The sequence below is a fragment of the Pseudonocardia petroleophila genome, from assembly GCF_014235185.1.
Classification (GTDB): domain Bacteria; phylum Actinomycetota; class Actinomycetes; order Mycobacteriales; family Pseudonocardiaceae; genus Pseudonocardia; species Pseudonocardia petroleophila.
In genome coordinates, this window is sequence record NZ_CP060131.1 from 4,522,303 (window position 1) to 4,545,182 (window position 22,880).

Here is a 22,880-nt window from a genome sequence, read left to right on the forward strand (position 1 = left end):
GCTACCGTGGCGGCGCGTCACCCGCGCTTTCGGGACTTCGACAGGGGAACAGGACCATCAGGACATGAACCTTCGCATCTTCGGTTGGTCGTACGCGGTGACCGTCGTGTCGCTCGTCGTCGCCTTCCTGTACGGCGGCTGGCAGGCGCTGATCCTCTGCGCCATCCTGGGCGTCCTGGAGATCTCGCTGTCGTTCGACAACGCGGTCGTGAACGCCACGATCCTCGAGCGGATGAGCGACTTCTGGCAGAAGATCTTCCTCACCATCGGCATCTTCATCGCCGTGTTCGGCATGCGGCTGGTCTTCCCGCTGGTCATCGTGGCCGTCACCGCCGGGCTCAACCCGGTGGAGTCGTTGACGCTCGCGCTGGAGCAGCGCCCGGAGAGCGACCCCACCAGCTACGCGGCCCTGCTCGACGAGGCCTACCCGCAGATCGCCGCGTTCGGCGGCATGTTCCTGTTCATGCTGTTCCTGGACTGGATGTTCGAGGACCGCGACATCAAGTGGCTGCAGCCGATCGAGAAGTTCCTGTCGCGCATCGGGCAGATCGAGCGCATCTCGATCGTCCTGGCCGTGCTCGCGCTCGTGCTGCTCTCGCAGTTCCTCGCCGAGGACCCCGCCGTCGTTCTGCTCGCCGGCTCGCTGGGCCTGATCACCTACCTCGCGGTGCAGGGTCTGGGCCAGTTCTTCGAGCAGGCCGGCCAGGCGCAGATGGAGGAGGTCGAGGGCGAGGAGGGCGCGGAGCCCGCCGCCAACGGGTCGGGCGGCCCGAGCACCCTCGCGAAGGCCACCGGCAAGGCCGGCTTCTTCCTGTTCCTCTACCTCGAGGTGCTCGACGCGGCGTTCTCCTTCGACGGCGTCATCGGCGCGTTCGCGATCACCCCGGACCCGATCATCATCGCGCTGGGCCTCGGCCTGATCGGCGCCATGTTCGTCCGGTCGCTCACGGTGTTCCTGGTCCGCAAGGGGACGCTGGCCGACTACGTCTACCTCGAGCACGGCGCGCACTGGGCGATCGGCGCGCTCGCGGTGATCCTGCTGGTCGGGATCGGCTACCACGTCAACGAGATCCTCACGGGCCTCATCGGCGTCGCGTTCATCGGGGCGGCGCTGCTGTCGAGCATCCTGCGCAACCGGCGGCTCGCCGCCGAGGGCGTCGACACGCACAAGACCGCCGACGAGCTGGCGGCGAAGTGACGATCAGCCTGCAGAAGGGCCAGAAGGTCTCGCTGGCCAAGCGCGGCGGCGGCAGCCTGTCGGTCGTCCGGATGGGCCTGGGCTGGGACGCGGTGAAGAAGCGCGGCCTGTTCGGCTCGCGCAGCCAGTCGATCGACCTCGACGCCTCGGCGCTGCTGTTCGACGCCGGCCGTCAGCTCGTCGACGCCGTGTGGTTCCGCCAGCTGCGCAGCAAGGACGGCTCGGTGCAGCACACCGGGGACAACCTCACCGGCGCGGGGGAGGGCGACGACGAGTCCGTGATCGTCGACCTGGCCCGGCTCTCGCCTGCGGTCGCGCAGATCGTGTTCACGGTCAACTCGTTCACCGGCCAGGACTTCACGCAGATCGAGAACGCGTTCTGCCGCCTCGTCGACGAGACGACGGGCGAGGAGCTGGCCCGCTACGAGCTCTCCGGCTCCGGCACGCACAACGCCCAGATCATGGCCAAGGTCGCGCGGGACGGGCAGGGCGGCTGGAGCATGACGGCCATCGGCGCGATCGCGTCGGGCCGCACGTTCCAGGACCTGCTGCCGGCCACGGCCGCACACCTGTAGGTCGTGCGCGAAGACGGTGGCCCTGGCCACCGTCTCCGCGCACGTGCCTCAGAGGTCGAACTCGGCCGGCGCGATGCCGACGGCCAGGCACGCCTCGCGGACGGCCTGCTGCTCGTCCTTGTCGAAGTCGCCGTCGGCCCCGCCGACGATGATCCCGACCTGGATGACGGCCCGGGCCGCGGGCTGGTCCTTCTTGAGCTTGCCGATCGTGGCGATGGCCTCGACCTTGCCGAACTCGTAGTCGGACTCCAGCTTCGAGGCGTAGAAGGTGAAGTGGTCCTGCAGCTCGCTGGGCGGGAAGACCTTCAGCGCCTCGTTGCTGCCGATGAACCCGGCGGTCTTGCGACGCTCCTCGGCGCTGATCGTGCCGTCGGCGGCGGCGATGAGCGCGCACATCGCCATGCTCGCCTTCGCGAAGTCCTTGGACTTGAACTTGGCGACCTCGGTGGTCGCCGTGGCCTGCAGGCCGGCCATCTTGGTCTTGAGCTGGTCGAAGAAGCCCATGGTGTCGCAATCGTCCTCTCGTCGGAGGGTTCACACCCTGCCACGCGCCGGTGATCGGCCCTGCACCGCCAACTCCCGGAGCACCCCCAGGAGTTCCGCACCGGCCGCACCACCCGTCGCGGAGGTGACGACGAGCCCGTCGCGGGTCCAGCCGGTGTCGTGCAGCTCGCCGTGCGCGGGGCGGACGGCGCGGTCGGCGGCGTCGAGCAGGTCGGCGTCGAGCAGGGAGTCGCCCGCGGCCAGCAGCGTGTGCGCGCCGAGCCGGGCGGCGACCTCCCGGGCGGCCGCCGACTTGGTGAGCCCGCGCGGCACGGCGTAGACCTTGCGGCCCTGCAGCGACACGGTCCACCCGAGCTCGGCGCACCAGCCGGTGAGGTCGCGGACCCAGCCGTCGGGCACCTCGGCGCGCTCGACGACGGCGTAGCAGAACAGGTCGCTCGCGGTGCGCCGGTTGAGCACGAAATCCCCGCTCACGGCGTCGAGGTGCTCCTGGACCCGGGCGAGCGGGGCGCACCCCGTCAGCCGGTCCCGCACGACGGCGGCCCAGTCGGGGTCGGGGGTGCCGTCGACCAGCAGGTGCCCGCCGTTCGCGGCGATCGCGTACCGCGGCGGCGGGCCCGGCAGGTGCACGCGCGCGAGCTGCTCGGGCGTGCGGGTCGTCGTGGGGACGATCTCGGCGACCTCGCGCAGCGCCCGGAACGCCGCGACGGCGTCCTCGGTCATGAACGACAGGGGCACGCTCCGGTAGACCTCGACGCAGAGCAGGCGCGGGGCCTCGTGGTCGGGCATCCGCAGGTCCAGCGACCGGGCGGAGTAGATGACGGTGCGGTCGAGGTCGAGGCACGCGACGACGCTCATCGGCTCGCGGCCAGCCCGTCGGCCCCGGTGGCGCCCCGCGTGTAGCGCGGGTGGATGAGCCCGACGCAGCTGTAGGGCAGGTCGTCGACCTCCTCCACCGGCACGCCGCGCTGCTCCGCGAGCAGCCGGACGTGGGCGAGGTCGGCCGCAGGCGCACCCACCCGCGTCAGCACCTTCCACGGGACGCGGCGCAGCAGCACGCGGGTGGTCTCGCCGACGCCGGGCTTGACCAGGTTGACGTCGCCGATGCCGTAGGCGTCGACGATCCGCTCGACCGCGGCCCACCCGGCGTGGTCGGGCTCGCGGTCGACGGGCCCGGAGGTGTCGGTGACGCCGGGGAACCCGGCGGTGACGGCGTCGAGGAACGCGTTCGACACGTCGGAGCCGGCGAGCTCGCGGTAGAACTTCGCGCCGTGGTACTGCCCGGGGCCGATCAGCCGGTCGTTGAGCACGGTGCGCGACACCAGCCCGGACACCGTCGAGTTGAGGCAGGCCGAGGCGATCAGCCAGTCGTCGCGGGTGCCGAAGGTGCGGGCGCAGCGACCGGGATCGGCGAGGACGGCGAGGTCGGGGTCGAAGCCGCGCCCGTCGGCGGCCAGCGCCGCCGCCAGCTCCCGGTTGATCGCGCCCTTGCCGGTCCAGCCGTCGACGAACACGACCCGGGCGGGGTCGTGGTGCTCGGCGAGGTGGTCCAGCGCCAGTGCGTCGATGCCGCGCCCGCGCACGATCGACACCGCGTAGTGCGGCAGGTCCAGGCCGTGCCGGGCGGCGGCCCAGCGGCGCAGCAGGATCCCGACGGGGGTGCCCGCCCGGGCCAGGGAGGCGAGCACGACGCCGGGCCCGCGCTCGCGCAGGACCAGCTCGGTGACGGTGCCGACGGCCTGCGCGAGGCGCGCCGCGGTGGCGTCGAGCGCGGTGCGGTACACCTCCAGGTAGGCCGCGTCGGGCTGGAACTCCACCGGCAGCGACTCCGCGTAGTGCGCCCCGCCGCTCTGGATCGCCTCCTCGCGCTCCTCGGTGGGCGCCTCCAGCTCCGCGCCGGACAGGTCGGTGAGCAGCCAGCCGACCTCGTCGGGGGCGTAGCTGCCGAAGCCGGGGCCCCGCAGCGGGTCCGGGGTCATGGGGTGATCACCAGCGTGGTCCTCCGGGTCAGCGGCGCGAGCGCGGCGAGCAGCCCGTCGCGCAGGGCGGGGGTGTCGGCGGGCGGGTCGACGACGACCACCACGTGGTCCCAGGACCCGGGCCCGCCGAGGTTGTAGGCGAACCGCGGGCCCGGGCCGTCGGCCGGGTCGTCGTGGGCGGGGAAGGTGATCCCGGTGCGCAGGGCGTAGCCCGGCTCGTCGACGACGACGGCGGGGGAGCGGGTGGTAGTGGAGAACCGGACCGCGCACCCGGCGTCGGCGAGGGTCTGGGCCAGGCGCAGCGGCAGCGCCATCAGCTCCTCGGTGCCCAGCACGAGCGTGTTCTCCCCCGGCTTCGCGCCGAGGGACCGGGCCAGCGCCGGGAGGGCGGCGTCGAGGGCGCGGTGGTGCTCGGCGAGGAAGCCGTGGCGACCGCCGACGGGCAGGCCGTCGGGCCACCCGCACTCGGCGAGGCGGACCGGTGCAGCAGGGTGGCTCTGCTCCGATCCGGTCGGCGTGGAGCCACCCCACTGCGACCCGTCGGCGAGGCCCGCCCGGACCTCCGCCGCCCGCTCGTGCACGTCGGCCGGCACCGTCACCTCCGCGCGGCACAGCGCCACCACGTCCAGGCGGGCCCCGAGCGCGGCCACCCCGCCGAGCAGCGCGTCGTCGGGCCGGGCGTCGACCAGGGTCGCCACGACGTAGCGCTCGCGCGGGTGGGCCGCGTGCAGCGCGGTGATCGTGTTGAGCACGGTGCGCCCGGTGCTGAGCTCGTCGTCGACCAGGACCAGGGGCCGGTCGCCGCGCAGCAGGTCGGGGTCGGCGGGCAGCAGCAGGTGTTCGGTGGCGTGCGAGTGCTCCTCGCTGAACCCGCCCGCGGTGGCGAACCCGGCCACCGGACGGCGGGTGGAGTGCAGGTGGTCGCACTGCAGCGCCTCGGCGACGCAGTGCCCCAGCGCGGTCGCGGTCTCCGCGTAGCCGAGCACCAGCGCGTCGACGGCGGTCCGCCCGGCCCCGGCCGTCAGCCCGAGGGTGATCGCGGCGCTGCGCTCCCCGCCGACGGCGGCGTGCAGCAGGTCGACCGGCAGCGCGCGGGGCCCGCGCCCGGCCAGCGCGTCGGCGACGAGCCCGCCGAGCAGCAGGCCCGCCGCGCGCACCAGCCGCGGATCGGTCGGCATGTGCTTGCCCAGGACGCGCGACACGAGCAGCTGGGCGCGCCGCGGGTTGCGCCGCAGCGCGAGTCCGAGCAGGACCGCGGGGTCGGCGCCCGGGCCGGCCGCACGGACGTGCACGCCGATCCGGTCGGCGAGGGGGGACGTCGGGAGGGTCACCGGCGCAGTGTGTGTCACCTGGGCAGGCTGGCGGCGAGCAGGTCGACGAACGACACGCTCTCGCGCGCGACGCCGAACACCTGCGCCCGCAGCGCGGTGAGCCGCGCCCAGGCCATGTGCGGGCGGATCTCGTTCATCTTGTTGCCGTGCCCCGACGCCATCACGCCGCTGCCGCGCCCGGCCCCGAGCACCGCGGCGGCGTCGCGGTACTCCTCCGACGACACCACCGACAGCGCGTTGACGACGGCGACGTGGCTCGGGTGGATCGCGGTCTTGCCGTGCAGCCCGTTGGCCTTGTCCATCTCGACCTCGCGGATCAGCCCGTCGATGGCGCGGGAGACCAGCCTGCTGCGCAGCTCGCGCTCGTCGACGACGTCGAAGGGGGCCTGCCGCAGCTGCGGCTTGAAGATCCGCTCGGCCGCGGCGTAGTACTCCCACACCGGCCCGGTGACGGTGAACCCGGTGCCGTCGGCGCGCCCCAGCACGTTGACGACGTCACCGATCAGGTTGCTCACGACCTTGACGTCGTAGATCGTCAGCTCGGGGGAGCGGCGCAGGCCGTAGAGGGCGCAGAGGTCGGTGGCGCCCAGGCGGACCGCCAGTATCCGGGCGCGGTCGCGGTGCAGCAGCGCGCGCAGGCGGGTCAGCTCGTCGACGCGGGTCTCGGCGTAGAGCACGGCGCCCGACTCGATCACCGGCATCGCCAGCAGCCCGCGCCCGTCCCGGACGGGCCCGGCGCGGCCGTCGGCCTCATCGAGGGCGTGCAGGTAGTCGGTGCCCGACAGGGCGGTGAACTTGGGCAGCACGAAGCCGTCGAGGACGCGCACGGCGTCCCCCAGGCGCGCGACGAGCGCGGGCATCTGCCGCGGTTCGCGGACGCGGACGAACAGCAGCGGCAGCGCGACGGCGGGGTCGCCGTGCAGCTCGGTGAGGGCGCGGACGAGGTTGTCCTCCGCGGTCTCCACCTGCTCGTCGGCGATGGAGTCCTCGAGGCAGACGACCACGGACGTGACGCCCGCGGCCGCCTGCTTGATGACGTCGGCGACCAGCGCGGGCCGGTCGGCCGGCATGTAGAGCGTGGCGCCGAGCGCCACCGAGAGCAGGTCGTTCCCGCTCTCGCGGGTGAACTGCTCCGGTGGCCGCTCGAAGAGCTCGTCCTGCTCGGACCCGCTCAGGAACCCGAAGTGCCTCATCGCAGAGCCTCTCGGTAAGGAGGCCACTGCGCTGTGGCCGGGCTATCGGGTCACTTGCGTCCGCGGGCCCATTCCATGCCCCAGCCGTACGCCCGGTCGACGTCGGCCTGACCGCCGCGGATGTAGCGGACCTCCCGGTTGACGACCAGCTCGCCGCCTCGGTTCTCCAGCAGGGCGATGACGCAGGTCGGCGAGCCCGGGTCGGACTCGTCGAGCCGCACCTCGATCTCGGGGCCGGCCGTCGGGAACAGCGTGACGACGCCGTCGGCGCTGGCCCAGTTCGGGGTACCCTCGTAGATGAACGTGAACACCAGGATGCGGCGGATCTCGTTGATCCGCGACAGGTCGATGAACATGTTCTCGCCGCCGACGTTCGACCCGGAGCGGTCGTCCCCGTCGAGCCGGATGATCGGGGCGCCCTGGTAGGGGGCCTGGAACGCGTTGCCCAGGGCCTGCACCACGCCCTTGGTGCCGTCGGTGAACTCCCACAGGCACGCCAGGTCGAGGTCGACGCCTCCGCCGCCCCCGCCCGTCAGCTTGCTGAACAGGCCCTTCTTGGCCGGGGCCGCGCCGGTGCTCCACTGCAGGTTGACCCGCAGCTGGCCGCTCCCGCCGCCGCCCTTCTTCAGCGAGATGCTGGGTGCCGACTTCGTCAGGGTGACCTTCGACAGCGACACCCCACCTCCACCCGCGGACGGAGCCGACGCGGGCTGCTCGGGCTTGGACGGTCGCTTGTTGTAGTCGATGGCCACGGCGACCTCAGACGTTGACGCCGAAGTCGCGGGCGATCCCCGCGAGACCCGAGGCGTAGCCCTGGCCGACCGCGCGGAACTTCCAGTCGGCGCCGTTGCGGTACAGCTCGCCGAAGACCATCGCGGTCTCGGTGGAGGCGTCCTCGGTGAGGTCGTAGCGGGCGATCTCGGCGCCGCCGGCCTGGTTCACCACGCGGATGAACGCGTTGCGCACCTGGCCGAAGCTCTGCGAGCGGGTGTCGGCGTCGTAGATGCTGACCGGGAACACGACCTTGTCGACCTCGGCGGGCAGGCCGGCCAGGTTGACCTTGACCTGCTCGTCGTCGCCCTCGCCCTCACCGGTGAGGTTGTCGCCGGTGTGCTCGACGGTGCCGTCGGGGCTGGTGAGGTTGTTGAAGAAGATGAAGTGCTTGTCGGAGACGGCCTTGCCCTCCGCGTTGAGCACGATCGCGGAGGCGTCGAGGTCGAACTCCGTGCCCGTGGTGGTACGGACGTCCCAACCGAGACCGACGATGACGTCGGTGAGGCCCGGGGCCTCCTTGGTCAGGCTGACGTTTCCACCCTTGGTGAGGCTGACTCCCACGTACTGCTCCGAATCTGTTGTGGGGGGCTCGTTCCCCCCAATCCTCGCCCGGCCCGCGTCGCGTACCGCACAGCCGGGTCGAACCCGACCGAGCATATCGGGACGGACCGGACCCGGTGTCAAGATGCCAAACGGTGAACGAGGGCGGCTGGTTCCCGCCTAGCGTGCCCGATATGGACGAGTTGCGGGTGGGACGCCCGGGCCCGGAGGCCGCGGGGGAGCTGTGGACGGTCCAGCGCGCCGCCTATGTCACGGAGGCGCAGCGCTACGACGCGCCGTGGATCCCGCCGCTGCGGGAGACGCTGGACGAGGTCCGCGCCGACCTCGCCGGTGACGTCCCGGCGGCCGCGGCGTGGCTCGGGCCGCGGCTGGTGGGGTCGGTGCGCGGGCGCGTCGAGGGCGGGCTCATGGAGATCGCGCGGCTCACGGTCGCCCCCGACGTGCAGCGCCGGGGCGTCGGCCGGGCCCTGCTGACGGCGGTGCACGCGGCCGCCCCGCCGTCGGTCGTGCGGTTCTGGCTGGTCACCGGCGCGCGCAGCGACGACAACCGGCGGCTCTACGCCGCGGCGGGCTACGTGGAGACGGGCTCGGTCGTCGACTCCGCCGGGGTCGGGCTGGTGCGGATGGAACGGGACCGCGACCCGGGGGTATCAGCACGGTCCGGTCACGGTCCTTGATGTGGCCCCGCGCGGCGGTCGAGACTGCCGTCGCCGTCGGGGTGGCCGTTCGTCGCGTCTCGCCGGGCCCGGGCCCGGCGGATCGGAGTTCCGCATGAGCACCCCGTCGGGACCGCCCCCGGGCTGGTACCGGGCCGCGGACGGCCGCTGGTACCCGCCGCCCGCCCAGCAGCAGTACCCGCCCCACCGGTACGGGCCGCCGCAGCAGCACGGCGGCCCCCCGCAGCAGTACGCGCCGCCGCAGCACGGGGCCCCGCCGCCCGCCCCGCGCCGCCGCGGACCGGGCCGCGCGCTGGTCGTCGTCGGGATCGTGGTGGTGGTGCTCGTCGTGCTCGGGGCGGTGGCGGTCAACCGGCTCGTCACGGGCATCGGGGAGAGCGTCGGCGGGCTGGCCGGCGGCACCGGCTGCGACGCCGTGTCGACCGAGGCCGTGGACGGCGCGCTCGGCGGGAGCTACGACGTCGTCCAGCTCGGGGCGCTGGGGGCGGTCGCGGCCCCCGTCCTGGACTCCCGGGTCCTCGCCGACGCGCCGTCGTGCTGGGCGGTCGAGTCCGGCGACGGCGGGCGGCTCGCCCGGATCGCGCGCTACTCCGGGCCGGACGCCGCGGACCGGTTCGCCGCGGAGAGGGCGGCGGCGATGGGCACGACGGAGGACCGCGGCGGCGGGATCACCGTGTCCGCTGCGGCCTACTTCAACAAGGACGTGCCGGCCGGCGACGAGGCGTTCTGCACCACCGGCGACTTCACCGCCTCGGCCGGGGTGCTGGTGCGGACCGGCGACCTGCTGGTCTACGTGTCGACGACCGCGGCGGGCGACGGGGCGGAGTCGATCCCCGACATCGAGTTCGACCCGGCGGGCGGCGCGTCGGACGCGATCCGGTTCGGCACCGACGACGCCAACTGCGACCGGGCGGTGGCGCTGGCGGCCCAGGTGCGGTGAGGCGGGCGGGCCCGGTCCTGTCGGGGGGCGGTCCTAGACTCCGGCAGCGATGAGCCCCGCAGCCCGCACCCCCGCCGCCACCCCGCCCGCCGCGCCGCCGACGACGGGTCGCCGGCTGCTGTTGCTCGACGGTCACTCCCTGGCCTACCGGGCGTTCTTCGCCCTGCCCGCGGAGAACTTCCGCACGGGCACCGGCCAGACCACCAACGCGGTCTACGGGTTCACCTCGATGCTCATCAACCTGCTGCGCGACGAGGCGCCCACCCACCTCGCGGTGGCCTTCGACGTCTCCCGGAAGACGTTCCGCTCGGAGCGGTTCACCGAGTACAAGGCCAACCGCTCGACGACCCCGGACGACTTCCGCGGCCAGGTCGACCTCATCAAGGAGGTCCTCACCGCGCTGGCGATCCCGTACTTCGCGGTCGACAACTTCGAGGCCGACGACGTCATCGCCACCCTGGCCACGCAGGCCGAGGCCGAGGGCTTCCAGGTGGCGATCACCACGGGCGACCGCGACGCGTTCCAGCTGGTCAGCGACAACGTGATGGTGCTCTACCCGACGCGCGGGGTGTCCGAGCTGGGCCGGATCGACCCGGCCGCGGTGATGGACCGCTACGGCCTCACCCCCACCCAGTACCCCGACTTCGCGGCGCTGCGCGGCGACCCCAGCGACAACCTGCCCAACATCCCCGGCGTCGGCGAGAAGACCGCGGCCAAGTGGGTGCGGGAGTTCGGCTCGCTCGCCGACCTCACCGACCGCGTCGACGAGGTCAAGGGCAAGGCGGGCGACGCGCTGCGCGCCAACCTCGCCAACGTCCTGCTCAACCGCCAGCTCACCGAGCTCGTCCGCGACGTGCCGCTGCCCGCGGTGCCCGCGGAGCTGGAGGTGCGCCCGTGGGACCGCGACGCGGTGCACCGGCTGTTCGACGAGCTGGAGTTCCGGGTCCTGCGCGAGCGGCTGTTCTCCACGCTGGTCTCCGCGGAGCCGGAGGCCGAGGGCGGCATCGAGGTGCAGGGCGCCGCGGTGGAGCCGGGCGGGGTCCGGGCCTGGCTCGACGCGCACGCCCGCGACGGTCGCCGGGTCGGGCTCGCGTTCCACGGCATCACCGGCGGGGCCACCTCGGGCGACCTGGCGGGGATCGCACTGGCGGCGGGGGAGCCGTCGGTGGAGGCCCGGGCGGCCGGGGCCGACGCGGGCGTCCCGCAGGGCGGCTACCTCGACGTCACCGCGCTGACCCCCGACGACGAGGCCGCGCTCGGCGAGTGGTTGGCCGACGCGGGCGTGCCCAAGGCCGCGCACGACGCGAAGTCGGCCCTGCACGCCCTGCGCGGCCGGGGCTGGACGCTCGCCGGGCTCACCAGCGACACCGCGCTCGCGGCCTACCTCACCCGGCCGGGTCAGCGCAGCTTCGACCTGGCCGACCTCGCGCTGCGCCACCTGCGCCGCGAGCTGCGCGTCGACGGGGAGGACACGGGAGGGCAGCTCTCGCTCCTCGGCGGCGAGGAGGAGGCCGACGCCGCCCGCGCGACCGGGCAGATGGTCGCCGCGTCCGCGGTGGCCGAGCTGGCCGACGCCCTCGACGTCGAGCTGGCGGAGAAGGCGGCCACGTCCCTGCTCACCGGGCTGGAGCTGCCGCTGGAGTACGTGCTGGCCGACCTGGAGACCGCGGGCATCGCCGTCGACGGGGAGGCGCTGGCCGCGCTGGAGGCCGACTTCGCCGGCCAGGTGAAGCAGGCCGCCCAGGACGCGTACGCCGTCATCGGCAAGGAGATCAACCTCGGCTCGCCCAAGCAGCTGCAGGTGGTGCTGTTCGACGAGCTGAACATGCCGAAGACCAAGCGCACCAAGACCGGCTACACCACCGACGCCGACGCGCTGCAGACGCTCTACGAGCAGACCGGCAACGAGTTCCTCCAGCACCTGCTGCTGCACCGCGACGCCACCCGGCTCAAGGTCACCGTCGACGGGCTGCTCAAGTCGGTCGCCGACGACGGCCGCATCCACACCACCTACAGCCAGACGATCGCGGCCACCGGCCGGCTGTCCTCCACCGAGCCCAACCTGCAGAACGTGCCGATCCGCACCGCGGCCGGTCGCCGGATCCGGGAGACCTTCGTCGTGGGTCCCGGGTACGCGGAGCTGATGACGGCCGACTACAGCCAGATCGAGATGCGGATCATGGCGCACCTGTCCGAGGACGCCGCGCTGATCGAGGCGTTCCGGTCGCGGCACGACTTCCACGCCGAGACCGCGGCGCGGGTGTTCTCCGTCGACGCCACGGAGGTCACGCCCGCCCAGCGCGCGAAGATCAAGGCGATGAACTACGGCCTGGCCTACGGCCTCTCCGCGTTCGGGCTGTCCAACCAGCTGCGGATCTCCACCGAGGAGGCCCGCGGCCTGATGGACGACTACTTCGCCGGGTTCGGCGGGATGCGCGACTACCTGGCAGGAGTCGTCGACCGGGCCCGCAAGGACGGCTTCACCGCCACGATCATGGACCGTCGCCGCTACCTGCCCGACCTCACCAGCGACAACCGCCAGCGCCGCGAGATGGCCGAGCGGATGGCGCTCAACGCCCCCATCCAGGGCAGCGCCGCCGACATCATCAAGGTCGCGATGCTCGGGGTGCACCGCGCCCTCACCGCCGAGGACCTGCGCAGCCGGATGCTGCTGCAGGTCCACGACGAGCTGGTGCTGGAGGTGGCCGACGGCGAGCGCGAGCAGGTGGAGGCGCTCGTGCGCCGCGAGATGGCAGCGGCGGCGGAGCTGTCGGTGCCGCTGGAGGTGTCGGTCGGCTACGGCCGCAGCTGGGACGACGCGGCCCACTGAGCGGGCGGGCCGCCGACCACGACGGGCCCGACGCGCAGCACCCCGTCGCTCAGCGGCTCGCAGCGCATCCCGCCCCGGCGGCGCAGCGCCCGGAACGCACCGGGGGCGAGGACGACGTCCATCCATGCGCACGGGTTCGCCGGGCGGTGGGTGCGGAAGCGGACCGGGCCGTCGCCGGAGTCGAGGGTGAACTCGGTGCCGCGGGGCAGGTCGTCGACCGCGAACCCGCGCAGCACCACGGTGCGGCGGGTGAGCAGCGGGTCGGGCACGGCGGGGAGCCCGAGGTCGGCGGCCACCTGCTCCAGCGACTCGACGGCGAACACCGTCACCGAGGCGGTCCGGTGCGCGGCGTGGCCGAAGTAGCGGTCCCCGACGACGCCGAGCCCGGCGCGGACCTCGATGCAGGTGCGCGACCCGCCGTCGGGGTCGGGGAGGGGGCCGTCGGCGGGGCGTCCGGAGTAGGCGTGGACGGGGGAGGCGTGCAGCGCGACGATCTCCCCGTGCATGTCCCCGAGCCTACGGAGGGGCGCCGCGCGGAGATCAGGGCGTGGCCGGTCGCCGGGCCACCAGCACCCGGGCCGGCGGCAGGTTCGCCCACACCGTCGAGCTGACGGCGACCTCGCCGAACCGGGCGCGGACGGCCCGCTCCTGACGCCGGGCCGGGGGCAGCCACGTCGTCGGCAGCAGCGTGACCTGGGTGAACGTGCCGGTCGGGGCCAGCGCGTCCGCGGCCAGGTCGGCGATCGGCGCGCTCGCCCACGCCACCCACGGCAGCAGGCTCGACACCGCGTCGACGCGCCCGATCCCCAGCCCGCGGAGCAGGGCGGGCAGGTCGCCCGCGTCGCCGGGCACCACGGTCACGCCCGGGTGGCGGGCCGCGAGGCGCCGTGCCAGCTCGGGGTTCAGCTCGATCGCGACGTGCCTGCCGCGTCCGGCCAGGCGCGCGGCGAGCGCGTCGGTGACGCGTCCGGTGCCGGCCCCGAGCTCGACGACGACGGGGTCGCCGTCGAGGGACAGCGGGGCGAGCATCGCCGCGACCAGCGCGTCGGAGCTCGCGGTGACGGTGGCGACGCGGGTGGGGGCGCGGAGGAACTCGCGGAACAGGACTCGGCTGTCGGACACGGCCGGACCGTAGTGATCCGGGGTGAACGCCCGGGGGGCGCGCCGCGTCGGCGCGGCGTCGGGCGCGTGAGCGGTGCCGTCCGCACCCCGCGGCCCCGGCGGGCGGCCGCGTGCGGATCGCGCCGGTCCCCGCGTGGCACGGCCCCGCGGCCGCGGGCCCCGGGTAGCCTCCCGGCTCGAACGACCGTTCGCGGAGGGGGAACCAGGTGCGGGTGCTCGGCGTCGACCCGGGGCTGACGCGGTGCGGCCTCGGCGTGGTCGACGGCTCGTCCGGGCGCACGGTCCGGGCCGTCGCCGTCGACGTGGTGCGCACCGCCCCTGACCTGCCGCTGGAGCAGCGGCTGCTCGCCGTCGGGGCGGAGGTGGAGCGGTGGATCGAGCGGCACCGGCCCGACGTCGTCGCGATCGAGCGGGTGTTCAGCCAGCACAACGTGCGCACGGTGATGGGCACCGCGCAGGCGAGCGGGGTGGTGGCGCTGCTCGCCGCCCGGGCCGGGCTGCCGGTCGCCTTCCACACCCCCAGCGAGGTCAAGGCCGCCGTCACGGGGGAGGGCCGCGCGGGCAAGGAGCAGGTGACGATCATGGTGACCAAGGTGCTGGGGCTGGCCGAGGCGCCGCGCCCGGCCGACGCCGCCGACGCACTCGCCCTCGCGATCTGCCACTGCTGGCGGGCCCCGATGCTGGACCGCATGGCGCGGGCGAAGGCGCGGTCCGACGAGCTGGCGAAGGCGCACCGGGCCCGGCTGGCGGCGGCGGCGAAGGCGGCCCGCTGAGCCGAGGCTCCGCCGCCGCGCCGTCACCGCGGCTCCGTGCCCGCCGTGGAGCCGTGGACCCGTGCCCACCCCGCCACCTCGGCGCCTGCGCACCACCGAGCACCGGCTCCGCGCCCACCCCGGCACCGCGCCGTGCACACCGCCCCGTCGCCGTACACGGGCCGCGGCGTGTGCAGCGCGGCCGTCAGGTGTGCACGGTCGGGCGGCGCGTCCCCGGGGCGGGGGCCGCCGGGGCACCGGTAGCCTGCTGCTCGAACGGCTGTTCGTCGGCGGAGGAGGGTGCTGCGTGATCGCGTCGGTGCGGGGTGAGGTGCTGGAGATCGCGCTCGACCACGCCGTCGTCGAGGTCGGCGGGGTGGGGCTCGCGGTGATCGCGGCCCCCAACACGCTGGCCGGGCTGCGCCGGGGTGAGCAGGCGCGCCTGTCGACGGTGCTGGTGGTGCGCGAGGACTCGCTCACGCTGTTCGGGTTCGCCGACGCCGACCAGCGCGAGCTGTTCGGGCTGCTGCAGTCCGTCGCCGGCATCGGGCCGCGGCTCGCGCTGGCCACGCTCGCCGTCCTGACCCCCGACGACGTCGTCCGTGCGCTGCTCGACGGCGACACCAAGGTGCTCACGCGGGTCCCCGGCATCGGCCCGAAGGTCGCCCAGCGGATGGTGCTGGAGCTCAAGGACAAGGTCGTGGCCGTCGCGGCGGCGCCCGCGGTGACGCTCCCGACGCCCGTCACCGGCACCCGGCGCGACGAGGTCGTGGAGGCGCTGGTCGGGCTCGGGTTCACCGCGAAGCCCGCCGAGACCGCGGTCGACGCCGCTCTGGCCCGCGACGCCGACGCCGACGCCGCAGCCCTGCTGCGCGCCGCGCTCGGCAGCCTGGGCCGGTCCCGGTGAGCCCGTCGTCGGCGGGCGCGGCGACGGTGGCCGCGGCCTCCGGCGGGCACGTCGCAGACCCCGTGGTCACCGCGCAGACCGCCGGCTGCCTGCGCCGCGACCGCCGGTCTGCGTGGTCGGGCCGGCGGCCGGGCGCGCCGGTGCGTACGGGTGAGCGGAGCAGGGGTGGCCGTGGGTGAGCTGAGCGCGGCCGCCGAGCCGGAGGACGTCGAGGTCGACGCCTCGCTGCGTCCCCGCAACCTCACCGAGTTCATCGGCCAGCCGCGGGTGCGCGAGCAGCTCGAGCTGGTGCTGCAGGGCGCCCAGGGCCGCGGGACCCCGCCCGACCACATCCTGCTGTCCGGACCGCCCGGGCTGGGCAAGACGAGCCTCGCGCTGATCGTGGCCGAGGAGCTGGGGGCCGCGGTGCGGCTCACCTCGGGCCCGGCGCTGGAGCGGGCGGGCGACCTCGCCGCGATGCTGTCCAACCTCGCTCCCGGCGACGTGCTGTTCATCGACGAGATCCACCGCATCGCCCGCCCCGCCGAGGAGATGCTCTACCTCGCGATGGAGGACTTCCGGGTCGACGTCGTCGTGGGCAAGGGCCCGGGCGCGACGTCGATCCCGCTCGACATCGCCCCGTTCACCCTGGTCGGGGCCACGACCCGGTCCGGGGCGCTGACCGGTCCGCTGCGCGACCGGTTCGGGTTCACCGCGCACATGGAGTTCTACGAGCCGCACGAGCTGGAGCGGGTGCTGCGCCGCGCCGCGGTGATCCTGGGCGTCGACCTGCACCCGGACGGCGCCGAGGAGATCGCCGGGCGCTCCCGCGGCACGCCCCGCATCGCCAACCGGCTGCTGCGCCGGGTCCGCGACTTCGCGGAGGTCCGGGCCGACGGCCGGGTCACCCGCGCGGTCGCCCGCGACGCGCTGGCCGTCTACGACGTCGACGAGCTGGGCCTCGACCGCCTGGACCGGGCCGTGCTCGGGGCGCTGGTGCGGTCCTTCGGCGGCGGCCCGGTGGGGGTCTCGACGCTGGCCGTCGCCGTGGGGGAGGAGCCGGGTACCGTCGAGGAGGTCTGCGAGCCCTACCTCGTCCGTGCCGGCATGCTCGCCCGCACACCGCGGGGACGGGTCGCCACGGCGTCGGCCTGGGCCCATCTGGGTCTCACCGCTCCGCCGGACGTCCTCCCGGGTGGCCCTCCGCCGTTGTTCTGAGGCCGGGCTGGCAGACTCCAGCCAGGCCGACGACGTGCGGAGATACGGAGACCATGGACCTCTCGCTGCTGTTCCCCCTGTTCATCCTGCTGCTGTTCATCCCGATCTTCCTGTCGGGGCGCAAGCAGCGCCGGCAGATGGCGGAGATGCAGCAGATGCAGTCCGAGCTGGCGGTCGGCGACATCGTCGTCACCACCTCCGGGCTGCGCGCCACGGTCGTCGACGCCTCCTACGAGGAGACCGTCGACCTGGAGATCGCCGACGACGTCGTCACCACCTGGGTGCGGGCCGCGGTCCGCGAGAAGGTCGTGGCCACCGAGGAGGCCGCCGCCGACACCGACGACGCCCCTCCGTCGTTGGTCAAGGACAACGACTCCAACGGCGCCACCCAGAGCTGAGCGGCCGACAACCCCCGCCGCGGCCACCGGTCGCGGTGTGACGTCAGGAAGAGACCACCGTGGCCACCACCCCGGGGCAGATCCGCCCCTGGCGCTACCTCGCGTCGTTCGTCGGCGTCATCGCCGTCCTGTACTCGCTGGTGTTCTTCACCGGCGACGGCGCGATCACGCCCAAGCTGGGCATCGACCTGCAGGGCGGCACCCGCGTCACGCTGGAGGCCCGCACCGAGACCGGCGCGCAGGCCCCGCGCGACCAGCTGCTGCAGGCGCAGTCGATCATCCAGCAGCGCGTCGACGGGCTGGGTGTCGGTGGCTCCGAGGTGGTGCTCGACGGCAACAACCTGACGATCACGGTCCCCGGTGACGACGGGGAGCAGGCCCGCTCGCTGGGCCAGACCGCGCAGCTGCGGATCCGCGAGGTGATCGGCGGCCCGGTCGCCGCCACCCCGGCGCCCGCCACGGACCCGGCGGCCCCCGCCGACCCCGCCGCCCCGGCCGCGGTCGACCCCGCCGCCCCGGCCGACCCCGCCGCCCCCGTCGACCCCGCCCCGGCGGACGCGCCGCAGGGCGCGGGCCCCCCGGTCGTCGAGACCGACGTGGCCCCCGTCGCGCAGACGACCCCGCTGACGGCGCCCACCCCCGAGCCGACGCCCGAGCCGGCCCCCGACGCCCCCGCCTCCGACGCCCCCGACGCGGCGGTCCCGGACGCCCCCGCCGACCCCGAGCTGGCCGCGGCCATCGACGAGGCCAGGGCGCTGCGGCAGAGCACCGACCCCGCCGTGCAGCAGCAGGCCCTCGCCACGCTGGACTGCGCCGCGAACGACCCCCTGCGCGGCTACGACGACCCGTCGCTGCCGCTGGTGGCGTGCGACGTCGACGGCACCGCGAAGTACGTGCTCGCCCCGATCCTGCTGGAGGGCACCGAGATCGCCGGGGCCCAGGCCCAGCCCGCCCAGGGCGGGATCGGCACCGTCGTCAGCGTCCAGTTCACCTCAAGCGGGGCCGCCACCTGGGGCGCCTACACCTCGGCGAACATCGGCAAGAACGCGGCGTTCGTCCTCGACGGCGAGGTCGTGTCCGCCCCGCGGATCAACTCGGCGATCTACGGTGACACCCAGATCGAGGGCCAGTTCACCCCGGAGGAGGCCCAGGACCTCGCCGGGATCCTGCGCTACGGCTCGCTGCCGCTGTCGTTCACCTCGTCGGAGGCCCAGACGGTCTCGGCCACGCTCGGGCTCGCGTCGCTGCAGGCCGGCCTGATCGCGGGCGGCGTCGGGCTGCTGCTGGTGTTCCTCTACTGCCTCGTCTACTACCGCGTGCTCGGCCTGCTGACGATCCTGTCGCTGATCCTGTCCGGCGCGGTCGTCTACGCGGTGCTGGTGCTGCTCGGGCGCTGGATCGGGTTCACCCTCGACCTCGCGGGCGTCGCCGGGTTCATCGTGGCCATCGGCATCACGGCGGACTCGTTCGTGATCTTCTTCGAACGGCTCAAGGACGAGATGCGGGAGGGCCGGACGTTCCGCTCGGCCGTGCCGCGGGCCTGGGTGCGCGCCCGGCGCACGATCCTGGCCGCCGACGCCGTCAGCTTCCTCGCCTCGGTCGTGCTCTACGTGCTGGCCGTCGGGCAGGTGAAGGGCTTCGCGTTCACCCTCGGCCTGTCCACGGTGCTCGACCTGGTCGTCGTGTTCCTGGTGACGCACCCGCTGGTCGCGCTGGCGTCGAACAACAAGGTGTTCGGCAGCTCGAAGTTCTCCGGTCTCGGGTCCGCCGCGCGGATGGGGGCCGAGCACAAGAAGGCCACCGCCGCCGCGTCCGGACGTCGCGTCTCCACCACGAAGGGGGCCTGACATGCCCAGCGTGTTCGCCCGGCTCTACACCGGCACCGGCGCGTTCGACGTCGTCGGCCGGCGGAAGACCTGGTACGTCGCGTTCGGCGTGCTGGTGGCCGTGTGCGTCGTGTCGATCGTGCTGCGGGGGTTCAACCTCGGCATCGACTTCACCGGCGGCACCCAGATCCAGTTCCCGACGGCGGGCACGAGCGCGCCCGTCGAGGTCGAGTCGGTGCGCGCGGTCTACGAGCAGGCGGTCGGCGAGGAGCCCGCCGCGGTGCAGGTCGCGGGCACCGGCGCCGCCCAGTCGGTGCAGATCCGCTCCGAGACCCTCGACGCCGCCCAGCTCGTCACGCTCAAGGACGCCCTGTTCGCCGAGTTCGCGCCGGTGGGTCCGGACGGCGTCCCGAGCCAGAGCGCGATCAGCGACAGCGCGGTCAGCGGCAGCTGGGGCGACCAGATCACCCGCCAGGCGCTGATCGCGCTCGCGGTGTTCCTCGTGCTGGTCACGGTGTTCCTGGCGTTCTACTTCGAGCGGTCCATGGCGATCGCCGCGCTGGTGGCGCTGGTGCACGACGTCGTCGTCACCGCGGGGATCTACTCCATCATCGGGTTCGAGGTCACGCCGTCCACGGTGATCGGCCTGCTGACGATCCTCGGCTTCTCCCTCTACGACACCGTCGTGGTGTTCGACAAGGTCAAGGAGAACACCCGGGGTCTGCTCGGGCTGTCCCGGCGCACCTACGGCGAGGCCGCCAACCTCGCGCTGAACCAGACGCTGATGCGCTCGATCAACACCTCGCTCATCGCGGTCCTGCCGGTGCTCGGCCTGCTGGTGATCGGCGTGGGGCTGCTCGGCGTCGGCACGCTCGCCGACCTCGCGCTCGTGCAGATGGTGGGCATCATCGCCGGTGCGGTCTCGTCGCTGCTGCTGGCCACGCCGCTGCTCGTCGACCTGAAGATGCGCGACCCGAAGTTCCGCGAGCAGGCCGAGCGGGTCCGGATGCGCCGCCTGCGGGCGACCGCCCCCGCCGGCGACGCCCCGGACGTCGGCGACGACACCGCGCTGGCCGCCGAGCTGCGCAAGGAGAAGGCGTTCACGGCCGCGTCCGGGGTCCCGGCGCGCGCCGCCACGGCCGCGTCGGCGGGCGGGGCGAAGAAGCCGACGGCCCGGCGGCCGCAGGCCAACCGCCCCACCGGGCGTCGGCGCACGTGACCGTCGCCGATCCCGACCTCGACGAGGACGGCTCGCTCACCCACGTCGTCGGGCTCGTCCGCGACGTGCCCGACTACCCGGCGCCGGGGATCCTGTTCAAGGACCTCACCCCGGTCTTCGCCGACGCCCGCGCGTTCACCACGGTCGCCACCGAGCTGGCGGCGTGCGTGGGGGAGGCCGACGTCGTCGCCGGGATCGAGGCGCGCGGGTTCCTGCTCGGGGCCGCGGTGGCGCTCGTCGCGGGCGTCGGGGTGATCCCGGTGCGCAAGGCGGGCAAGCTGCCGCGCGTCGCCGGGTCGCGCACCTACGACCTGGAGTACGGCACCGCCACCCTCGAGCTGCCCGCGGAGACCGTGTCGCCCGGCGCCCGCGTGTTCGTCGTCGACGACGTGCTGGCCACCGGCGGGACCGCGGCCGCCACGGTCGCCCTGCTCGCCGTCGCGGGGGCCGAGGTGATCGGGTTCGGGGCGCTGCTGGAGCTCACGGCGCTGTCCGGGCGCCAGGCGCTGGCGCCACTGCCGGTGCACGCGCTCCTGCACGCCTAGAGCGTCTATCCTTCTCGGGGTGACAGACGTCCAGCCGGCGGCGCCCCCGGTCCCCACCCCGGACGGCCCCGCCAAGCCCTCGGCCACCCGCCGTGTCCGGGCCCGGATCGCGCGCCGGATGACGCCGCAGCGCGTCGCCGTCGTCGCGCCGGTGCTGGAGCCCCTGGCCAGCGTGCACCGCACCGTGCACCCCAAGGCCGACCTCGCGCTGCTGCAGCGCGCCTTCGACGTCGCCGAGGCCAAGCACGAGGGCCAGAAGCGCAAGTCCGGCGACCCGTACATCACCCACCCGCTGGCGGTCTCCACGATCCTGGCCGAGCTGGGCATGGACACCACCACGCTGGTCGCGGCGCTGCTGCACGACACCGTCGAGGACACCGACTACTCGCTCGACCGCCTGCGCGCCGACTTCGGCGAGGAGGTCACCCAGCTCGTCGACGGCGTCACCAAGCTCGACAAGGTCGAGTACGGCAACGCGGCCGAGGCCGAGACGATCCGCAAGATGATCGTCGCGATGGCCCGCGACCCCCGCGTGCTGGTGATCAAGCTCTCCGACCGGCTGCACAACATGCGGACCATGCGGTTCCTGCCGCCGGAGAAGCAGGCGAAGAAGGCGCGCGAGACCCTGGAGGTCTTCGCCCCGCTCGCGCACCGGCTCGGGATGGCCACGGTCAAGTGGGAGCTGGAGGACCTGTCCTTCGCGATCCTGCACCCGAAGAAGTACTCCGAGATCGTGCGGCTGGTCGCCACCCGCGCCCCGTCCCGCGACACCTACCTCAAGCAGGTCATCGACGAGGTCACCGCCCAGCTCGAGTCGGCGCGGATCGCCGCCACCGTCGAGGGCAGGCCGAAGCACTACTGGTCGATCTACCGCAAGATGATCGTCAAGGGCCGCGACTTCGACGACATCCACGACCTGGTCGGCGTCCGGGTGATGGTCGACGACGTGCGCGACTGCTACGCCGCGATGGGCATGGTCCACGCGCTGTGGCAGCCGATGCCCGGGCGCTTCAAGGACTACATCGCCCAGCCCCGGTTCGGGGTGTACCAGTCGCTGCACACCACGGTGATCGGGCCGGACGGCAAGCCGCTGGAGTGCCAGATCCGCACCGCGGAGATGCACCGCACCGCCGAGTACGGCATCGCGGCGCACTGGCGCTACAAGGAGACCGCGCAGAAGAACGGCGCGGCGTCGCACGCGGGCTCGACCGTCGAGGTCGACGACATGTCGTGGATGCGCCAGCTGCTCGACTGGCAGCGGGAGGCCGCCGACCCCGGCGATTTCCTGGAGTCGCTGCGCTTCGACCTGGGCACCAAGGAGATCTTCGTCTTCACGCCCAAGGGCGACGTGCTGACGCTCCCACTGGGGTCCACGCCCGTCGACCTCGCCTACGCCGTGCACACCGAGGTCGGCAACCGCTGCATCGGCAGCAGGGTCAACGGCCGGCTGGTCGCGCTGGAGCGCAAGCTGGAGTCCGGCGACGTCGTCGAGATCTTCACCTCGAAGGCGGAGGGCGCCGGGCCCTCGCGCGACTGGCTCGCGTTCGCCGCGTCCCCGCGCGCCCGCACCAAGATCAAGCAGTGGTTCGCGAAGGAGCGCCGCGAGGAGGCGATCGAGAGCGGCAAGGAGGCCATCACGCGCGAGGCCCGCCGCACCGGCGTGCCCCTGCAGCGGCTGGTCTCCGCCGACTCGATGGCGGCGCTGTCGCGGGAGCTGCACTTCCCCGACCTGTCCGGGCTCTACGCCGCGGTCGGCGAGGGCCACGCGAGCGCCCGGCACGTCGTGCAGCGGCTCGTCGCGCTGCTGGGCGGGATCGAGGACGCGGAGGAGGAGCTGGCCGAGCGGGCCACCCCGTCGACGATCCGGACCCGGCGCGCCACCGGCGACGCCGGGGTCGTCGTCCGGGGCGACTCGGCCGACCTCGCCGACCTCTACACCAAGCTCGCCCGCTGCTGCACCCCCGTGCCCGGCGACGACATCCTCGGGTTCGTCACCCGCGGCGGCGGCATCTCGGTGCACCGCACCGACTGCACCAACGCCGCGGAGCTGCAGAGCCGCTCCGAGCGGATCATCGACGTCGCCTGGTCGGTGTCGGCGGGCTCGGTGTTCCTCGTGGCGATCCAGGCCGAGGCGCTCGACCGCCACCGGCTGCTGTCCGACATCACCAAGGTGCTGGCCGACGAGAAGGTCAACATCCTCTCCGCGTCGGTCACCACCTCGCGCGACCGCGTCGCGGTGTCGCGGTTCAGCTTCGAGATGGGCGACCCCAAGCACCTCGGGCACGTGCTCAAGGTCGTGCGCAACGTCGAGGGCGTCTACGACGTGTACCGGGTGACCTCGGCGGGCTGAGG

General features: G+C 73.9%; 22 protein-coding genes. 13 read left to right on the forward strand and 9 right to left on the reverse strand.

Annotation, left to right across the window (positions count from 1 at the left end):
- The first annotated feature begins 64 nt into the window (after window positions 1-64).
- Together H6H00_RS22320 and H6H00_RS22325 are read left to right on the forward strand one after the other, a co-directional pair.
- Window positions 65-1,198 carry a DUF475 domain-containing protein gene (locus H6H00_RS22320; RefSeq protein ID WP_185717671.1) on the forward strand — a complete coding sequence of 378 codons (1,134 nt, stop codon included), beginning with the start codon at window positions 65-67 and terminating at the stop codon, window positions 1,196-1,198.
- Complete coding sequence (locus H6H00_RS22325; protein WP_185717672.1) at window positions 1,195-1,773, forward strand: TerD family protein; 579 nt, start codon at window positions 1,195-1,197, stop codon at window positions 1,771-1,773. The genes H6H00_RS22320 and H6H00_RS22325 overlap by 4 nt, the downstream gene beginning before the upstream one ends.
- 48 nt (window positions 1,774-1,821) lie before the next feature.
- On the opposite strand, the gene H6H00_RS22330 is transcribed toward H6H00_RS22325, so the two are convergent.
- From H6H00_RS22330 to H6H00_RS22355, 7 genes are read right to left on the reverse strand one after another with little or no spacing between them, the layout of a single operon-like run.
- Window positions 1,822-2,277: a tellurite resistance TerB family protein gene (locus H6H00_RS22330; protein WP_185717673.1), complete on the reverse strand. Its 456-nt coding sequence runs from the start codon at window positions 2,275-2,277 to the stop codon at window positions 1,822-1,824.
- A gap of 30 nt (window positions 2,278-2,307) precedes the next feature.
- Window positions 2,308-3,135: an HAD family hydrolase gene (locus tag H6H00_RS22335; protein WP_185717674.1), complete on the reverse strand. Its 828-nt coding sequence runs from the start codon at window positions 3,133-3,135 to the stop codon at window positions 2,308-2,310.
- On the reverse strand, window positions 3,132-4,256 hold the full coding sequence (locus H6H00_RS31960; RefSeq protein ID WP_221775632.1) for a cysteine protease StiP family protein: 1,125 nt from the start codon (window positions 4,254-4,256) through the stop codon (window positions 3,132-3,134). Before H6H00_RS31960 ends, H6H00_RS22335 begins: the two co-directional genes overlap by 4 nt.
- Window positions 4,253-5,587, reverse strand: a complete 1,335-nt coding sequence (locus H6H00_RS31965) for a phosphoribosyltransferase family protein (RefSeq protein ID WP_221775633.1) — start codon at window positions 5,585-5,587, stop codon at window positions 4,253-4,255. The genes H6H00_RS31960 and H6H00_RS31965 overlap by 4 nt, the downstream gene beginning before the upstream one ends.
- Window positions 5,588-5,601: 14 nt before the next feature.
- Window positions 5,602-6,780 carry an HpcH/HpaI aldolase/citrate lyase family protein gene (locus H6H00_RS22345; protein ID WP_185717675.1) on the reverse strand — a complete coding sequence of 393 codons (1,179 nt, stop codon included), beginning with the start codon at window positions 6,778-6,780 and terminating at the stop codon, window positions 5,602-5,604.
- A 50-nt stretch (window positions 6,781-6,830) separates the two neighbouring features.
- Complete coding sequence (locus H6H00_RS22350; protein ID WP_185717676.1) at window positions 6,831-7,532, reverse strand: TerD family protein; 702 nt, start codon at window positions 7,530-7,532, stop codon at window positions 6,831-6,833.
- Between the two features lie 7 nt (window positions 7,533-7,539).
- Window positions 7,540-8,115: a TerD family protein gene (locus tag H6H00_RS22355; RefSeq protein WP_185717677.1), complete on the reverse strand. Its 576-nt coding sequence runs from the start codon at window positions 8,113-8,115 to the stop codon at window positions 7,540-7,542.
- 173 nt (window positions 8,116-8,288) lie between these two features.
- Here H6H00_RS22355 and H6H00_RS22360 point away from each other — a divergent pair, with 173 nt between their 5' ends.
- The 3 genes from H6H00_RS22360 to polA all read left to right on the forward strand — a co-directional run bounded on the left by H6H00_RS22360 (window position 8,289) and on the right by polA (window position 12,562).
- A complete protein-coding gene (locus tag H6H00_RS22360; RefSeq protein WP_185717678.1) occupies window positions 8,289-8,792 on the forward strand; it encodes a GNAT family N-acetyltransferase in 504 nt (167 codons plus the stop codon).
- 94 nt (window positions 8,793-8,886) lie between these two features.
- Complete coding sequence (locus H6H00_RS22365) at window positions 8,887-9,732, forward strand: hypothetical protein (protein ID WP_185717679.1); 846 nt, start codon at window positions 8,887-8,889, stop codon at window positions 9,730-9,732.
- Between the two features lie 49 nt (window positions 9,733-9,781).
- The gene (gene polA, locus H6H00_RS22370) at window positions 9,782-12,562 is read left to right on the forward strand and encodes a DNA polymerase I (protein ID WP_185717680.1); all 2,781 of its coding nucleotides are present in this window, start codon (window positions 9,782-9,784) and stop codon (window positions 12,560-12,562) included.
- Here the strand turns inward: polA and H6H00_RS22375 are convergent.
- On the reverse strand, window positions 12,529-13,068 hold the full coding sequence (locus H6H00_RS22375; protein WP_185717681.1) for an MOSC domain-containing protein: 540 nt from the start codon (window positions 13,066-13,068) through the stop codon (window positions 12,529-12,531). The genes polA and H6H00_RS22375 overlap by 34 nt on opposite strands.
- A 34-nt stretch (window positions 13,069-13,102) precedes the next feature.
- Complete coding sequence (locus H6H00_RS22380; protein WP_255425317.1) at window positions 13,103-13,684, reverse strand: class I SAM-dependent methyltransferase; 582 nt, start codon at window positions 13,682-13,684, stop codon at window positions 13,103-13,105.
- Window positions 13,685-13,890: 206 nt separating this feature from the next.
- On the opposite strand from H6H00_RS22380, the gene ruvC reads away from it, so the two are divergent.
- The 8 genes from ruvC (at window position 13,891) to H6H00_RS22420 (ending at window position 22,878) form a co-directional block, all read left to right on the forward strand.
- The gene (gene ruvC / locus H6H00_RS22385) at window positions 13,891-14,457 is read left to right on the forward strand and encodes a crossover junction endodeoxyribonuclease RuvC (protein WP_185717682.1); all 567 of its coding nucleotides are present in this window, start codon (window positions 13,891-13,893) and stop codon (window positions 14,455-14,457) included.
- A 286-nt stretch (window positions 14,458-14,743) separates the two neighbouring features.
- Window positions 14,744-15,343, forward strand: a complete 600-nt coding sequence (gene ruvA / locus H6H00_RS22390) for a Holliday junction branch migration protein RuvA (RefSeq protein WP_185717683.1) — start codon at window positions 14,744-14,746, stop codon at window positions 15,341-15,343.
- Between the two features lie 171 nt (window positions 15,344-15,514).
- On the forward strand, window positions 15,515-16,540 hold the full coding sequence (gene ruvB, locus H6H00_RS22395; RefSeq protein ID WP_218604843.1) for a Holliday junction branch migration DNA helicase RuvB: 1,026 nt from the start codon (window positions 15,515-15,517) through the stop codon (window positions 16,538-16,540).
- A gap of 53 nt (window positions 16,541-16,593) precedes the next feature.
- The gene (gene yajC / locus H6H00_RS22400; RefSeq protein WP_185717685.1) at window positions 16,594-16,938 is read left to right on the forward strand and encodes a preprotein translocase subunit YajC; all 345 of its coding nucleotides are present in this window, start codon (window positions 16,594-16,596) and stop codon (window positions 16,936-16,938) included.
- 59 nt (window positions 16,939-16,997) lie between these two features.
- The gene (gene secD / locus H6H00_RS22405; protein ID WP_185717686.1) at window positions 16,998-18,785 is read left to right on the forward strand and encodes a protein translocase subunit SecD; all 1,788 of its coding nucleotides are present in this window, start codon (window positions 16,998-17,000) and stop codon (window positions 18,783-18,785) included.
- 1 nt (window position 18,786) lies between these two features.
- Window positions 18,787-19,983 (forward strand): protein translocase subunit SecF, encoded by a 1,197-nt coding sequence (secF, locus tag H6H00_RS22410; protein ID WP_185717687.1) that lies wholly within the window; start codon window positions 18,787-18,789, stop codon window positions 19,981-19,983.
- Window positions 19,980-20,528 (forward strand): adenine phosphoribosyltransferase, encoded by a 549-nt coding sequence (locus H6H00_RS22415; protein ID WP_185717688.1) that lies wholly within the window; start codon window positions 19,980-19,982, stop codon window positions 20,526-20,528. Before secF ends, H6H00_RS22415 begins: the two co-directional genes overlap by 4 nt.
- 19 nt (window positions 20,529-20,547) lie before the next feature.
- On the forward strand, window positions 20,548-22,878 hold the full coding sequence (locus tag H6H00_RS22420) for a RelA/SpoT family protein (RefSeq protein WP_185717689.1): 2,331 nt from the start codon (window positions 20,548-20,550) through the stop codon (window positions 22,876-22,878).
- The last annotated feature ends 2 nt before the right edge of the window (window positions 22,879-22,880 follow it).

Bases quoted from the DNA above. Each gene is read 5' to 3' on its own strand.
- H6H00_RS22345 (WP_185717675.1), bottom strand. From the start codon at position 6,780: ATGAGGCACTTCGGGTTCCTGAGCGGGTCCGAGCAGGACGAGCTCTTC.
- H6H00_RS22330 (WP_185717673.1), bottom strand. From the start codon at position 2,277: ATGGGCTTCTTCGACCAGCTCAAGACCAAGATGGCCGGCCTGCAGGCC.
- H6H00_RS22335 (WP_185717674.1), bottom strand. From the start codon at position 3,135: ATGAGCGTCGTCGCGTGCCTCGACCTCGACCGCACCGTCATCTACTCC.
- polA (WP_185717680.1), top strand. From the start codon at position 9,782: ATGAGCCCCGCAGCCCGCACCCCCGCCGCCACCCCGCCCGCCGCGCCG.
- H6H00_RS22375 (WP_185717681.1), bottom strand. From the start codon at position 13,068: ATGCACGGGGAGATCGTCGCGCTGCACGCCTCCCCCGTCCACGCCTAC.
- H6H00_RS31960 (WP_221775632.1), bottom strand. From the start codon at position 4,256: ATGACCCCGGACCCGCTGCGGGGCCCCGGCTTCGGCAGCTACGCCCCC.
- H6H00_RS22320 (WP_185717671.1), top strand. From the start codon at position 65: ATGAACCTTCGCATCTTCGGTTGGTCGTACGCGGTGACCGTCGTGTCG.
- H6H00_RS22360 (WP_185717678.1), top strand. From the start codon at position 8,289: ATGGACGAGTTGCGGGTGGGACGCCCGGGCCCGGAGGCCGCGGGGGAG.
- H6H00_RS22365 (WP_185717679.1), top strand. From the start codon at position 8,887: ATGAGCACCCCGTCGGGACCGCCCCCGGGCTGGTACCGGGCCGCGGAC.
- yajC (WP_185717685.1), top strand. From the start codon at position 16,594: ATGGACCTCTCGCTGCTGTTCCCCCTGTTCATCCTGCTGCTGTTCATC.
- secF (WP_185717687.1), top strand. From the start codon at position 18,787: ATGCCCAGCGTGTTCGCCCGGCTCTACACCGGCACCGGCGCGTTCGAC.